This is a genomic window from Bradyrhizobium sp. Kon58 (assembly GCF_055807455.1).
In genome coordinates this window covers 1-13,864 of the sequence record NZ_JBVVOT010000059.1, presented here as the reverse complement: position 1 = coordinate 13,864, position 13,864 = coordinate 1, and the positions used below count along the sequence as shown (strand labels likewise).

The window sequence follows — 13,864 nt, the reverse complement described above, 5'->3', positions numbered from 1 at the left end:
GCCGTCGTGCAGGAGCACGATTGCGCCTGGCCTGACCGAGGCCAACACTGCGGCAACAATCGCCTCGACGCCCGGACGAGCCCAATCTTGCGGATCGACTGACCAGTGCAGGGCTGCGAGCTCGGCCTTCGCCGACGCGGCGAAGACCTCCTTGCTCCAGATCCCGTACGGCGCACGTATGTGCCGCACAGAGGCTCCGGGGCAGGCCATTCCGATGACCTTATTCGTCGTGAGGATCTCGTATTCCACCTCATCCCGCATGCATTTGGCCAATTCCGGGTGCGTCATTGTGTGGTTTGCGACCTCGTGCCCTTCTGCGATCATGCGCTGGATCAGCTGCGGCTGGCCCGCCGCGTATGCACCGATCACGCAGAAGGTCGCGGGCGTCCGATGCTGCGTCAGCACATCCAGGATAGCCGGCGTGCAAAGCGGGTTGGGACCATCATCAAAGCTCAGATAGACGCAGGGCTCTCCGCCGGCCTCGGCGTAGTCGCTCCGCGCTTCAGTCAAGTCGTTTGTGGACCTCATAGTTCTGGCCCGTTCCGTTCGATCATCTCACCGGCCGGCCATTCGCTCATAGGTCTCGCAATCGGCAGAACGAGGCCGACCACGTCCTCTACGCGCGTCGGAGGCACAGTGAGGTAGATGTCCGGACGAGCGGACCGGACGCGGAGCCCTGGCAGAATAGTCGCCAATCCCTGTCGCCCGAGCAGCCTGGTAATATGTTTCTGCAGGGCAGATCGGACCGTGCCAAAGCCGAACGGCACACCAAGATCTCGCAATACAGGATACATCACACGGATGGAGTGGGTGATTCCGAGCCCCTCCAGATCCGGGCGCACCCCGTACAATCCGAGTTCAGCCACGAGCAGATCGGTCTCGCCAACTTTTATGAAGCGGCGCAGTGCGGCGATGTGAATCGCAATACCACGATCATCGTAGCCGATTGCCCGAATCTCCGGCCTTGCACCGGCCCAGCTTCGATGACCTTCAAACGGCTTTGCATTGAATTCCCCGGTCGGACCATAGGTCTTCCGGAAGAAGTCGGATAATTCAATATGGTCAGCAAGTTGAAGGTCATTCTCCCAGCACAACCTCCAACGTACTGGAGGGCGCGCCGAAGCACCTCGTGTGGATTCGGGCGCGATCATGTTCATAGGGCGACATTCCTGTTCGTTATCTGGCTCCTGACGCAGGCCAGCAGTTCGCTACCTTCGAAAGGCTTGCTCAGGAGCCGGAGTCCAGCTTGCAGGCCTCGCCTCTCATCGTCTTCGGAGTGGTCTGTGAGCAGAACGGTGGGAATCGCGGCTCCGGATGCAACCAGATGATCGAAGAGCTCAAGGCCACTCATCGCGCTCGACTGCATGTCCGCGATCACGCACGACGTGACCGAACGGCGGGCTGATTTCAAGAAAGCCTCTGCGCTTTCGAATGGTTCGGGCACGTAATGGGCGGAAAACACCATGTCTGTGAGAGCTTCACGCACTGATCGATCTGCATTCACAATGCAGACGACGTCGAGCGTGTGCGCAACTCGCATCAGACTCGCCAAGGACGCCTTCGCTTGCATGTTCCGCACGATTTCACCGTCGCAAGGACGCAATCCAATCGGATGCGACCAAGGCACATTTGGCACCCGCAACCGGAGGGGTGCGACCGGACAGCAATCTACGGCCTGGTTGAGGGTTCGCTCAATTCTACGGCGGTACACGGTGGATATAGAATGGGTTGGCGAAGCCATACGATGGTTTGCTCGTCGTATACGCCCACGCAATTTTGCGGATTCCGATCGTGCTAGCTCACGGCGATATGGCTTGCGCAACACGCGCGAAACTGCGACCGCTCGATCGAGACGTCTTGATTGATACCTAGCGCTGGGCTGAGACGCGCAACGGTTTGTAACCATTCTGATGGATCTGACATCTCGCTAAACTATCGTTTGCTATCCTCATTCGGTACAAATGGTAAAATCGATTATATCGATAGAACACATTCACAGCGTGGATCGCTCCGGATTATGCGTTTCAAGGGCCTTGATCTGAATCTCCTCGTCGCGTTCGACGCCCTGGTGACGCAAGGCAATCTCACTACGGCGGCAAGAAGCATCAACCTCAGTCAACCTGCCATGAGTGCCGCCGTCGCGCGGCTTCGCACTTACTTTCGCGATGAGCTATTCACCATGAAAGGACGGAAGCTTGTCCCAACGCCGCGGGCTGAAGCGCTCGCAGCCCCAATTCGCGAGGCTCTCGCTCACATTCAGCACTCCATTATTTCTCCAGACGGCTTCGATCCGTCTCAATCGAATCGGCGATTCAGGATCATCCTGTCCGACTTCATGACTGTCGTGTTTCTTCGAGGAGTCGTGGACCGCGTCGCGCGGGAGGCACCAACAATCAGTTTCGAGTTGCTGCCGCCCGCAGAGGAACCCGATGAGCTTCTCCGGCGCGGTGAAGTCGATTTTCTCATGTATCCGCAGATGTTCATGTCGAGCGCGCATCCGAAGGCGGCTCTGTTCGAGGACACTTTCGTCTGCGTGGGCTGCCCCATGAACAAGCAGCTCGCTTCGCGTCTCACGTTTGAGAAATACATCTCGATCGGGCACGTGGAAGCCCAGTTCGGACGCTCCCTGAGGCCCTCCTTCCACGAATGGCTCTTGCTCGAGCATGGTTTCAAGATACGCACCGAGGTCGCGGTGCAGGGTTTTGGCATGATTCCGCCTATGTTATTGGGCACCAACCGTATAGCCAGCATGCCCTCAAGATTGGTCAGCCATTTCGCACAGACGATGCCGCTGCGGGTTGTCGAACCTCCCCTGCGACTTCTCACATTCACAGAGGCCGTCCAATGGCCGGCCACTCATAATACTGATCCTGGAAGCATGTGGTTGCGCAACATATTCTTGCAGCAGGCATCCACGATGGTCTCTCCGTCCGAGATCAGCCAATGTCACGGCCCGTCCTAGGACTGTTCGGGCCGGTTGCGGCCTGCTCCCGCTAACCGGACTTACGCCAGGCCCGAAGCCCCCGGTCGTCTGATTGACGTTTGGCATAGTGAAAAAAAGCGCGCTTAAGCGTAGTTTGGTCGGGTCGCAGCCGATTGACTCGCGGTGCCGTGACGATCCCGCGCATCACACAGCTCGCTTGCTAAGGACTTTCCGCTGATTCGGACGGGACCGCATCACAGGTGCATGCGCCAGCTTCAGAGTACGCAAAAAAATGTGGCCTGTCCGGCGAAGAATGTTCGGCCTCAGCACCAAACTCGCTTGAATCGCACGCCGCGTCAGGTTCAAGGCCAGCACCTCCGATCGAAGTTGCAGGCTTCATCTGGTAGCGAACCCGCATCGCTGTTTGCCTGAAGGGTGGATCTCATTGCCTTCAACAGCGATGGAGTTAGTCCCGAAGCGCGCCACTAGATACAAATGGCTGATGACCGGCAGAGGCGCTTCCTGCTCGTTGCGGTCGAATCAACATGAAAGCTGAACGCAAACGCCGCCCACGATCGCGCACCCCAAAGCCAACCGCCTGCTCGCGCAAACCGGATGGGCGGGGAAGACTGCGTGTCTTTGCACAATGTCACAATGGAAATTCGGAACACTTCCTCTCTCGACGGCGCTTATGTTCCTCTCCATGCGCGCGATGCCGCGTGATCGAGTGCAACTGCAAGCTTGCAGACCGCAGGATCAACCCGGAATCAAGTGACATCAGCTGGCGGCACTTTTCCCGTGCGCGCGTGTTGCGGTGAGGAGTGTTCATGATGAGAGGACCGCAACTGTGACAAGGTGCGGCCGCGTAAGCGCTCGCCGCTCCCACTCGCCAAGCCTGCTCCTCCTCCAGCTTTCGATCATTTCGGCCGACATGTTCACCCGAGCCAAATCGGATCATCGGCGCGGGGTCCTTCTTTCCGACGTCGCAACAATCGTGTTTTTCGAAAGATCGCGGCATGACTCACACCGCGCCACCGCCGTCCATCTCGAGCTGCTGCCTCGCACCGCTGACCCCGAAGGGCTCCTTTGCTGCGGCAAGATGATTTGCCTATCTTACCCGAAGCATCTATGTCCAGCGCGCATGCCAAAGCGATACTGTTAGAGGCTGGAATTGAGGTGTGAGCGGTCGCACGAGCAAGCCAATACCGTGACAGATCGCGCTCGAGCCTTGTTTTCGATGGGATATTTGCTGCGACTCCGCCAGGCAGTGGCCCCCCAGATTTTGGAGTAGCTTCGACTTGAGCATGGCCTTAAGACGTGCATCAAGCTCTCAACCACACTGTAGCATCGTCTCTTGCTATTGCGGACCCGTATAGCGAGGCGGCCAGCGGTTCGCCAAGTGATTGTACAGAGGCAAAGCCGCTACGGATCCCTGCACTTCGAGTGCATTGCATCTCCCGACGCCGTCCGATGTACGCGCTCCGCGACACTGATCCGACGCACGCCTAAACATGCAAGTTATTGCTGCACGAGTTATGTCAGGTGTTTGCGCGAGCGCGTGGCGCCTGGGGCGGCCCTAGACGCGTTTGAGTGCCGCCACATGCAACGGATATGGCACGATCGTTCGAGACCCGGTCCTTAATTCCGAGCAACGTTTTGCCAGACGCTTTAGGTGCACCTGCGTTGAGATGATGCCTTCAGGAATGGTCTTGAGCTCGCCTTCCGTCATACTCCCGACGTTCACGGCGGCGGACCTGCGCCGTAGAAGAGCAGCCGTCATCTTCCGGCACTCAAAACCTGGGCAGCGATCACGCGAGCAACGCCTTTGAGCCCACAGTGCCACAACAGGACTAGCGGACGATCGAAAAAGCTGTTAGGCGCCAAGCCCGCCACCGCGCTACGACTGGTGGTGCGACTGATCCGCGATGATCAACCCAATCAACCGCACCGCGCGCCGAGGTGATAGACGTCACGGCAAGGATTGCGACTGAAAGAGAGCCATCCGATGAGGCCAGTGCTGTGTCTGGGTTCGCCGTTTCGGGAGGCCGTGTCTCAGCGGGCTGTCACGCACATGCTTTCGCTTTCCTGATGATCAGGCAGCAGAATAGCCACCGCTGCTGCAGGATAAGGAGACATTGCACACTTTGGGTTAGCGCACTGTCGGGCAGAGGAAGCAAACGCCATGTTGCACAACGGCATCACGTGGACGCACCTGTCACATTCTTTCACGCACGTCGCCGCTCCGTCTCCTTTTTGCCCCACCACGGCCAAACGGCTTCGTCACGTGCGGCGCGGGTGCAATCACCAAAGGAGGTTTCTGTTGGAAACGCCGAGCGGAGTTTACGATCCGGATGATCTCGCGAGCTTGGGAAGGCTGTTCGATCAAGCGATCGCGTCTTTACCGTCATGCATGCGAACCAGCGAGAATCGCGTGGCGATCGCCAGACTGGTGATGCAACGCGCAGCGAGGGACGAATTGGCGTCGCTCGCGTACTTGATGCTTGCACTTGCCTCGGCCGCTTGAGCACCGGCATGCACTCTAACCTTCTGGGGCCTGCAGCAAGAGACGCATCATCTAGATCATTGAAATAACTTGATTCTCACGTGACGTCAGGTTGTAGGCTTGCAAATTGAGGATCATGACAAACGCGATACCACGACGGCGCCGATGGCGCATTGGAGAACTTGCAGAGGCGACCGGTGTAACCGTACGCACTCTGCATCATTACGAACATACCGGGTTATTGACGGTGTCGGAACGTACCTGTGGCGGTCACCGCATGTACGATCGGGAAAGCCTACAACGCGTCTCCCAGATTCGCGCTCTACGTGAGCTCGGCTTCTCGCTTCCTGAGATCCGCAAGGCGATCGAGGGGCGGACATCTCTCACGGACCTGTTGCGAAACCATCTGGAGCGGATTGAGCTTCAAGTCGCGCGCGCGACACTATTACGGGATCGATTGCGCACTATGACGACGCAAGGTGAGACAGAAGTCAGTGTCGACGAGCTGCCAGCGACGCTAGATGCCATGTCGCGGATTGAGGAGCGTACCCCCTCTGCCATCTGCACGTGCGCCTCTAACGCTAGCCGCGAAGATCGGTGGCGAAAGATTCGGGACGAGCTGCGAAGCTGCATGGACCAGGGTGAGCCTCCGTGCTGCGAGCGGGCAAATGCAATCGCGCGTCAGGCCCGTTCGCTGCTGACTGAGATCGCAGGAGTTGATTCGACTGTCTCGATGATACTTAAGGTGCTGACGCGATTGACCGAACCACACAATCTCGCCGGCTGGGATGCGAGCCTCATGCGATACCTCGATCTCGCCCTCGCTGCGCTGGAGGACCAGCTGGGAAAGAATTGAGCGCACCCGTTGCGACGCCCTCCCACTGGAATGTCGCCAAACCCAATGAGCTCATGGTGATCCTTGTCTGAGCCAGGATCGTTTGGTCCCTAGCAGTTCGCCTCCAAAGCTGCGTTGTCCCACTATTTGGTGTTTCGCTCTGCGGATCTTTGGCAATCAACCTCGACGAGCACGCTTCAAAGTACTTGATTCGTACGTAGCGTCACATTGTACCTTCTAAACGCATCGACGCAGCAGCGGGGCGACGGACAGAGCGTCGGCTAAATTAAGGGAGACTCCGATGACCGGCACCACTTACGGACGTTCTCGGTGAGAGTTCTCCACGAGAACCCGTCGCTCAATGATCGTCCCGCGCCGTCCAAGCGTCTCCTCGGCACACGTCTGTCGAGCACGGAAGATTGGCCCGAGTACCGGGATCGGCGGGATGTTCGATATTGGGGCTGTCAGCCTTAGACCGCTTCTCCTGACTAGTTTCGGAACGTCCATTCGTCCGTGTCCGCCCGATGCTTATGCCCAACCTGGCAACAACCTGAGCCCATCCGTACCCAACCTGAGTTCGACTCAAACATCATTGCGCCGGATTGTTGGTCGCCGTCATACCAGGATGGCGAAGCAGACCAAGTCGTAGCGCGAGACATCGGGAGCCCTACATGTCGATCCTTCGCATTCACAGGCTTGCAGCTGCTGCGCTCCTTTCCGTGGCCCTGAGCTCGAGCGCCAGGGCCAAAGATGTTTACATTGCCATAGCGGGTCCGATGACGGGAAGCACTGCGGCGCTCGGCGCGCAGATACGCGATGGAGCGGCCGCAGCTGTGGATTCGATAAATGCTTCGGGTCTGCTGCCTGACACAAGGCTCATATTGAGAATCGCCGACGACGCATGCGATCCCAAGCAGGCTGTCGCTGTTGCCAATCGCCTGACAAGTGACGGGATCAGGCTCGTCGTTGGTCACTTCTGTTCATCTTCGTCGATTCCGGCTTCAGACATATACGCCGAAGCCGAGGTAATTCAGATTTCACCTGGGTCCACCAATCCCCGTCTGACAGAGCGTGGCCTAACGACCCTGTTTCGGATATGCGGCCGCGATGACCAGCAAGGCAGAGTTGCCGCCGAATACATCGCGCGGCATCACCAAGGTGCAAAGCTCGCAGTCCTCGACGACAAGAGCACAGCAGGCAGGGGTATCGCCGATATCGTAGAATCGCGCCTTCGTGCAGCCGGAGAGCATCCCGTTCGACAAAGCTATGTTGCAGGCGAGAAGGATTACACCGCTCTCGTTTCGCGACTGAAGAGAGAGGGAATCCAGCTCGTCTATATTGGCGGCTATTACAACGAGATCGGCCTGATCGTGCGTCAAGCCGCGGAGGCGGGCGCGCGTCTGACCGTGATCGCCAACGATCCGCTGATGACAACCGACTTTTTGGCCATTGCCGGCGAGGCCGCGAACGGCACGCTCTTTACCTTTATGCCGGACCCGACGAAGAATGCTGCAGGCGCAGCTGCGGTCGCCAAGCTCAAGGGTTCGAGCCTAACCGCCGCAGGTTACACGCTCTACGCTTATGCCGCGGTTCAAGCATGGGCCGACTCCGTCAAACGGGCCGGCACCTTCGATGCTATGCGAGTCGCTGCGGCCCTCCGCTCCGAGTCAATCGACACGGCTATTGGCACTGTTAGATTCGACTCCAAGGGAGACAATGCCGCCCCTGGCTTCATCGTTTACCGCTGGCGCGACAATTCCGTCGAAGCGGTCGAGCAGAACTGACCGCCCGTGCCAACACCGTACGGAGCGTTCGAATGATGAACCATCCTCGATATATCGATTACGCGCTGCTCACGTGCCTCGCAATCGCCGCAGTCGCAGCATTTCTCACCCTCGCAGCAATGCTATCAAAGCTGTCGTGCGCGCCCGCAGGGCCGCCCGAAGAGTACGTTCCCATTCGTCTGGTGCCACTGCAATGAGCATCACTTCCACATTCGGAAGGCCGACGAATATCCGTGCCTTCTTCCAGCTATTGGAATTGATGCGCGCCTCGCTCTCGGGAGTGAGCTGTCAGGGCCTCTTTAGAACGAACGTACGTCTTGAAACGATGTCAGTCACGCGCGTTCCCTCTGCCGATTGCGCGGGTTCGAGCCAATCGTTAGCTGCGGTGTTCGGTCGAGGGACGTGGCCTTCCATCCCTTTCCTGGAAGCAGGTATTGGCTCGGAAAACGCCGTGCGACGCCTGATCCGTGCTGATCGCTTTCGGACCTTGAGACGGAGTCTGATCCGGTACGGCCCTTAGAGCCAAGTCCGCCTCCCAACACTCACATTCACGCGAGCCTCGCGCTTCTCGGGTCCGAACAAAGCGCACGCACCCACGTAGGCTCGCCGAACGCCCTCAACTACTCTCGTCGACCAAAAGGGGAGACACCACTTTGGATGCAAAGTTGCAGACTATGCTTTCCGCGCTCTCGCCGGTGGCTCGGGAATTGAATGCTCTACCGTCCGGGCGGCCCACCACCGACAACAATTGCGTGAAACTAAACACGAACGAGAACCCCTTTCCTTTGCCAGGCGTCGTGATGCGAAGCGCAATTGCAGCTCTCGAGCTGCAATACCGCTATCCAGAAGACGACAATGTCAGCTTGAGGCAAGCGGCCGCAGCTGCCTATGGCATTGCAACTGATCGCGTGATGGCTGGCAATGGATCGTCTGAACTGCTCAGCCTCATTTACAGAGCCTTTCTTGCCCCGGGCGACGACGTTGCAATGATGTCGCCGGGTTTTTCATTCAATCGCAAGCTTGCCATGTTGCAAGGGGCCCGCTTCATTGAAATTCCCTGGTCTGAACCGGACTGCTTGCCGATGGACGAGCTGGTTTTCGGTTCGGCTAAACATGCCAAGTTCATTCTGCTGGCCAATCCGAACAATCCGACCGGATCGTTTGTTCCGCTCGCTGAGATCGAACGCCTCGTTTCACGATCTGACCGATTGATCGTACTGGACGAAGCTTACGTCGATTTCGCACCTGAGCACGGCCTGCGCCTCGTTGAGCAACATTCGAATCTTGTGGTCCTGCGCACATTTTCCAAGAGTTATTCCGCCGCTGGCATCCGCGTCGGATTCGGCTTCGGCCATCCCGAGCTGATCGGGAGACTTCGCAACATCCAGAATGTCTTCAATATGAATGTGGTCGCTCACGCCGTGGGGATGAGCGTCCTCGCGCATCGCGACGCTTATGAGGAGAACCATCGCCACGTCAGGCTTGAGCGCCAGCGCGTAACGGCCGCCCTCTCTGAATTTGGATTCTGCGTAACGCCTTCGCACGCGAACTTCCTCCTCGCCCGTGTGCCGGTAGGCCAGGGTGGCAGATGGTGGCAGGCGGCGTTGAAAGACCAGAGAGTCCTTGTTGCCTTCTTTCCGGATGCCGGCCTGGAAGAGTGCATTCGGGTTAGCATCGGTACAAAGCGTCAGATGGATGCGTTTCTTGCGGCCGTCGGCAGCGTTCTTAGGAAAGTGGGATGTCGTGGCTAGGGGTCCCTTCCACTCATCTCACAGATCTCCGTCGTAATCGATCCGGACCCACACATGTGCAGCTTCGCGAGACAGCCCTCGGTCAGTTGTTCTCCAGTCGCCGCATTACGACCTTCGTGAACGGCTTCGCAATAATACAGCGCACTGCAAGCGAGCGCCTCTTGCACTCCCGAACCCGGCGGACTCCGGTCCTATCTATATAGGAGATAACTGAATGACAAACGTTGTTCCCTCAAACCTGACCTGCGGCATCTTTGATCATCTTGACGAGGACGGCCGCGATATCACCCGGCAATACGCTGATCGCCTTACCCTAGCGGAGGCCTACGACCGGCTCGGTTTCTATGCCTATCATCTGGCGGAGCATCATTGCACTCCGCATGGACTGGGTCCGTCGCCGAATTTGTTTCTGTCAAGCGTCATACAACGCACACGGCGACTTCGCGTCGGTCCTTTGGTCATGCTGCTCAACCTCTATCACCCGCTGCGTGCATTCGAGGAGATCTGCATGTTGGATCACCTGAGCGGCGGCAGGGTCGAGGTCGGCCTTGGTCGCGGCTCTCTGCCGATCGAACTGAGCTATTTTGGCGTCGGAGCCGATGTCGCCTCGAGCCGTTACGAGGAAGCTTCTCAAATCTTCGTTGGCGCGATGAATGGCGGTCCGCTCACATACGAAGGGCAGCATTTTGCGCTGAGCGACGTCCCTTTGACGCTTTCACCTCACCAGCATCCTTGTCCCCCGACGTGGATTGCAACAAATCGGCCAGATTCAGCCCGCTGGGCTGCGACAATTGGCGCCAATCTCGCGTGCATGGGCCCCTCTTCTGCCGTTCGCAAGATAACCGATGTCTATCGCGCTAATCGAGAGGCGAAGGGTGTTGCCAGCGGCGCAGCATCATTTCTCGCGTTGCTCCGCATGGTCGTAATTGCCAGCTCTGAAGCAGTCGCCCGCTCCCTCGCGGCGCCAGCCTACGAAAGATGGCTCAAGAGCTTTAAGTTCCTGTACGAGCTCAATGACATCCCGCCTCCGTCCAACCTGCCCCTGACATTGGATGCCGCAATTGAGAGTGAACTGTGCGTTGTCGGCACGCGCCCTTCGGTGCGCCAAACTCTTCTCGATCATGTGGAAGAAGCAGGCGCCAACTATCTCCTTTGTCAGGTCGCCTTCGGATCTCTGTCACTGGATGCCTGCCTCAACACAGCAACCGCGATTCACTCCGAGCTCATAGCGGCCCAGCACTGATGGTGACCCCAACTACGATTCCATCGGTTCGCTCTTGACCTAGCAACAAATGGCAACACCAAGGCCGATGAGTCCCGCAGCTGGATGCATCGTTCAGGCCACTTTTACGGTTCAAGTGTCTTTGACGCGCATGAGATCCTTTCAACTCCATCACCAGACAGGACGCTTAACGGCAGTAACTGGTTTGACTCTCTTGTTCCGTACGTTGGCATTGCCCCAACAGCGGCTCGCTTGGACAGGTGAGTTAGCTCACGCCGATCCCGCTTTAGCGCGCCAGTTCGCCGATCGCGTTCGACACGAATTCAAGGTGTGGCTTATCGCCCGAGCGAGCCGCTCGTGACGCGGGCCCGGCAGCGCTCCGACCAGACGGAGGAGATCGCGCGTAAACTTGAGATCGTGCTCGCGGAGTTGGCTTCGCTGCGCATTCTGCTGGCTGCGCACGGCATTAGCACCTCTCCACTTCTGCATAAGGACTACCTCACTGTTCAACGGTTCGCAGCGATGAACCACATAAGCCCCGAAGCTGTGCTCTCTCGGATTCGCCGCGGCAAGTTGCGCGCGGAGAAGCGCGGTGGCCGCTGGTGGGTGAAATGCACGGTTTGCACAGCATAGCCGTGCAGTTATGAGAAGAGTAAGAGAGACGGATGAATCAATCCGAGATACGGATCCGGCACAAGGACACGGCATGTGCGTTTAAGCAGCCGATGGAGAGGCAACAATCGATCGAGCTCAAGGTAGCGCGCGACCGACACACCATCGCGCCAGATCGGGAGGCTGGATCTCGATGCACTCATGCAATCACAAGCGCGCGGGCGCGCCGAGCGGCGGGAGATAGAATGACCACCTTTGCGTGACCCTGTTTACTCAGTCAATTTCGCCTGGTTAACAGAGCGATCCCAGTGAACAAGCGGAGAAGCATAAACGCCTGGCAGGAGAAGCCCAACTCCGATGCCGCTGGCGGGATGGTGGCAAACAGAACCACCCTCCATGCCGGTTTTGGATGTGAGCCACCGCACGCGCCCGGTTACGGCCCGGAGCACAGGAAAGATAAATACCTTGCTCGCAAATCGCTGGCTTTGCGAGCTCCCCTGAGCAGCCTGTGTCTCACGCCCTCGGGGGCGCGGCAGAGAAGTTGTATCCCAGTCATTCGCCTGTTTCGGGGCAGCCTCGCGCGCCGGTGTCACACGGGACATATCTAATTTCTGGGATGGTCGCATGAATCTGGCTGGAGAAGGAGATGGTCAATGATGTCGCCAATACTGATGTCAGTTCTCGGGTCGATGGTAGCAGTCGAGCGTATGTTTTGGAAGTTTCGAGAGTTGATCGATGGCGACAGCTCGATCTTACCTGACGTTAGAGAGATGCTTCATGTCATGTTAGACGCGAAACTTCTTGCCGCAAAAGATAAGATTATGAGCGACGCGCGCGCCGCGATCGACGCGACCCCTGATTTGCCGCAGGCGGGTCGCGACCGAGCATACAGGTCGCTCGATTTGGCCATGAAAATGTTCATGACCAGCGAACCGCGTCGCACTCAAGATCCTCTTGGCCGAGTCGATATGTGCGGCGCAAATCGAAACATGCATTGATGCATGCCCGTTCCACCGAGCGCCTGCCGCGACACTTGGCTGTGCACGGCTCGATCTTCGCGACGCTTCGATTGAGCTCCTGAGGAGCTATGAAGCAGTTGGAATAGAGCGACAGCGCCTCGCTAGTTGATGAATCGAATCTGTCTCCTGGCGGCCGGCAGGGTTGGTTGGGACCTGCCACAATGCTTCCAGGCTCGGGTGTGTTTCAAGCAGCCGGAGGCAGGCTCTGTCTGGCCACTTTAACGTCCTCTGCGTCGAGCCGATATGCGAATCCGCTCAGCTCTCTAGCTTCTTCATCGAAAGGACCGGCCGCTCGTCGGCAACGGGCAGTGGCGTGGGATCGACTCTGTTCGTGAGAAGCAGTGCTTGAGTTAATTTAGCTCAAGCATCACCATTCGCGTTTGCGCGCGATGGCTTTGATGCTTGGCGATGACCTTCACCGAACCGAAGGTCGCATGTTGAGCCATTCTTCGGTATGCGCCTGATCAATTGGATCAAGAGGATCGGCTCACCGAGCCGACGTTAATGAATCCCTCTTGGCCCATCCGCGCCATGGATAACTCCCATCAAAACAACGGATTTTACCAATATTGTCCGAATCCACATAGCTAGCCGCCGGCTATAGCAAGGATGATTCAGGATAAGGCGCGTGACGGCATATTCGCGATCTTCAACGCAATGTGCGGATGACGAGCAAGCATCAGCACATGATCACTCCTTTGCGTCTAGATAGAGGCAAGTCTTGGTCTCGCTACCGGACAAGGGCGGCGCAGTGCGACACGTCTCATTGCGTCAGCAGCGGACCCACTAGCTGGCGCGAGCTGCTTGCACGCGTCTATTTGGCTCCAGCATCAGCCATGAGACACCTTGGGCAGCTGGCCTTCAACTCTCTAGCCAGCCTTAGGCGATCTAGCGCCGTTGGGTGCAGTGCTCTGGCAGCCTGATCCCGGATGGCTGCGCCTAACGCGCGCCGGTCTGTCGTCGCGTCAATCGTGAGTGCTTCGCGAGTCAACAAGCAACTGGAGTCTCTTTGATGCGGGCTCGTGGCCACGGCACATTCGTGCGCCGTATGGGATATGGACAAAGGAGGTCCTCGCCGCATCGGCGAAGGCCGAACTGGCAGCCCTGCACTGGTCAGTCGACCCGCAAGACTGGTCGCGTCCCGGCGTCGAGGCGATTGTTGCCGCGGTGCTGGCCTCGGTCAAGCCGGGCGCAATCGTGCTCCTGCACGACGGA

Annotated in this window: 11 protein-coding genes and 1 pseudogene; 9 read left to right on the top strand and 3 right to left on the bottom strand. The window is 58.0% G+C overall.

The window, feature by feature from the left end; translation table 11 throughout:
- The 3 genes from nodB to AC0L20_RS38880 all read right to left on the bottom strand — a co-directional run.
- On the bottom strand, positions 1-528 hold a 528-nt coding region (gene nodB, locus AC0L20_RS38890), incomplete at its 3' end, for a chitooligosaccharide deacetylase NodB (RefSeq protein ID WP_473295511.1).
- Positions 525-1,157 (bottom strand): NodA family N-acyltransferase, encoded by a 633-nt coding sequence (locus AC0L20_RS38885; RefSeq protein ID WP_473295510.1) that lies wholly within the window; start codon positions 1,155-1,157, stop codon positions 525-527. The genes nodB and AC0L20_RS38885, both read right to left, overlap by 4 nt.
- Positions 1,154-1,552, bottom strand: a complete 399-nt coding sequence (locus tag AC0L20_RS38880; RefSeq protein ID WP_473295509.1) for a response regulator transcription factor — start codon at positions 1,550-1,552, stop codon at positions 1,154-1,156. Before AC0L20_RS38880 ends, AC0L20_RS38885 begins: the two co-directional genes overlap by 4 nt.
- 465 nt (positions 1,553-2,017) lie before the next feature.
- Between AC0L20_RS38880 and AC0L20_RS38875 the strand changes: the two genes are divergently transcribed.
- The 9 genes and pseudogenes from AC0L20_RS38875 to AC0L20_RS38835 form a co-directional block, all read left to right on the top strand.
- Positions 2,018-2,962 carry a LysR family transcriptional regulator gene (locus AC0L20_RS38875; protein ID WP_085348245.1) on the top strand — a complete coding sequence of 315 codons (945 nt, stop codon included), beginning with the start codon at positions 2,018-2,020 and terminating at the stop codon, positions 2,960-2,962.
- Positions 2,963-5,243: 2,281 nt separating this feature from the next.
- Positions 5,244-5,447, top strand: a complete 204-nt coding sequence (locus AC0L20_RS38870) for a hypothetical protein (protein WP_473295508.1) — start codon at positions 5,244-5,246, stop codon at positions 5,445-5,447.
- 115 nt (positions 5,448-5,562) lie between these two features.
- A complete protein-coding gene (locus AC0L20_RS38865) occupies positions 5,563-6,282 on the top strand; it encodes a MerR family transcriptional regulator (protein WP_473295507.1) in 720 nt (239 codons plus the stop codon).
- 650 nt (positions 6,283-6,932) lie between these two features.
- Entirely contained in the window at positions 6,933-8,045 is a 1,113-nt protein-coding gene (locus AC0L20_RS38860) for a branched-chain amino acid ABC transporter substrate-binding protein (protein ID WP_473295506.1), read from the top strand.
- Between the two features lie 674 nt (positions 8,046-8,719).
- On the top strand, positions 8,720-9,796 hold the full coding sequence (hisC, locus tag AC0L20_RS38855; RefSeq protein WP_473295512.1) for a histidinol-phosphate transaminase: 1,077 nt from the start codon (positions 8,720-8,722) through the stop codon (positions 9,794-9,796).
- Positions 9,797-10,010: 214 nt separating this feature from the next.
- Entirely contained in the window at positions 10,011-11,039 is a 1,029-nt protein-coding gene (locus tag AC0L20_RS38850; RefSeq protein WP_473295505.1) for an LLM class flavin-dependent oxidoreductase, read from the top strand.
- 309 nt (positions 11,040-11,348) lie between these two features.
- Entirely contained in the window at positions 11,349-11,651 is a 303-nt protein-coding gene (locus AC0L20_RS38845) for a hypothetical protein (RefSeq protein ID WP_473295504.1), read from the top strand.
- Positions 11,652-12,283: 632 nt separating this feature from the next.
- The gene (locus AC0L20_RS38840) at positions 12,284-12,628 is read left to right on the top strand and encodes a hypothetical protein (RefSeq protein WP_473295503.1); all 345 of its coding nucleotides are present in this window, start codon (positions 12,284-12,286) and stop codon (positions 12,626-12,628) included.
- 1,047 nt (positions 12,629-13,675) lie between these two features.
- Positions 13,676-13,864 (top strand): annotated as a pseudogene (locus tag AC0L20_RS38835) (chitooligosaccharide deacetylase NodB); the annotation flags it as partial.

Coding starts and splice junctions, on each gene's coding strand:
- AC0L20_RS38860 (WP_473295506.1), top strand. CDS start 6,933: ATGTCGATCCTTCGCATTCACAGGCTTGCAGCTGCTGCGCTCCTTTCC.
- AC0L20_RS38840 (WP_473295503.1), top strand. CDS start 12,284: ATGATGTCGCCAATACTGATGTCAGTTCTCGGGTCGATGGTAGCAGTC.
- AC0L20_RS38865 (WP_473295507.1), top strand. CDS start 5,563: ATGACAAACGCGATACCACGACGGCGCCGATGGCGCATTGGAGAACTT.
- AC0L20_RS38885 (WP_473295510.1), bottom strand. CDS start 1,157: ATGAACATGATCGCGCCCGAATCCACACGAGGTGCTTCGGCGCGCCCT.
- hisC (WP_473295512.1), top strand. CDS start 8,720: ATGCTTTCCGCGCTCTCGCCGGTGGCTCGGGAATTGAATGCTCTACCG.
- AC0L20_RS38850 (WP_473295505.1), top strand. CDS start 10,011: ATGACAAACGTTGTTCCCTCAAACCTGACCTGCGGCATCTTTGATCAT.
- AC0L20_RS38875 (WP_085348245.1), top strand. CDS start 2,018: ATGCGTTTCAAGGGCCTTGATCTGAATCTCCTCGTCGCGTTCGACGCC.